General features: G+C 74.0%; 1 protein-coding gene. It reads left to right on the top strand.

Going from position 1 to position 393, the window contains the following annotated elements; all coding sequences use genetic code 11:
* Positions 1 to 138: 138 nt before the first annotated feature.
* A partial coding sequence (locus tag I6F37_RS43850; RefSeq protein WP_225154963.1) for an AMP-binding protein occupies positions 139 to 393 on the top strand: 255 nt, incomplete at its 3' end.

Below are 393 nucleotides of genomic sequence, written 5' to 3'. Positions count from 1 at the left end.
ACCTCGGGCCCGCCGAAGGCCGACAACTCCACCAGGCGTCGCGTGCGCACCCCGACCACCCTGGCGGACGCCCGCGGCCGGCCCAACTGGCGCTTGCGCTAGGCACGGCGTGCGCGACGGCGGCGGTACCGTCCCGGGATGGACGTCACGAGCCTGCACGGCCGCCGCGCGACGGCGCGCTGGGAGCGCACCAGCATCGGCGATCTGCTCGAGCGGGTCACCTGGAGCCTGCCCGAGAAGGAGGCGATCATCGCCTGGGAGGGGGCGTTCGCGGATCCCGCCAACCAGCGGGTCACCTACAAGCAGGCCGACGACCTCGCCAACCGGGTCGCCAACGCCCTGCTGGCCCGCGGGCTCCGGCGCGGCGACTGCGTGGTCATGTTCTGCGACAAC

The organism is Bradyrhizobium sp. NBAIM08 (assembly GCF_020193935.1).
GTDB lineage: Bacteria > Pseudomonadota > Alphaproteobacteria > Rhizobiales > Xanthobacteraceae > Bradyrhizobium > Bradyrhizobium yuanmingense.
Note: the sequence above shows the minus strand (reverse complement) of the source record. Positions and strands in the feature narration are given on the sequence as shown.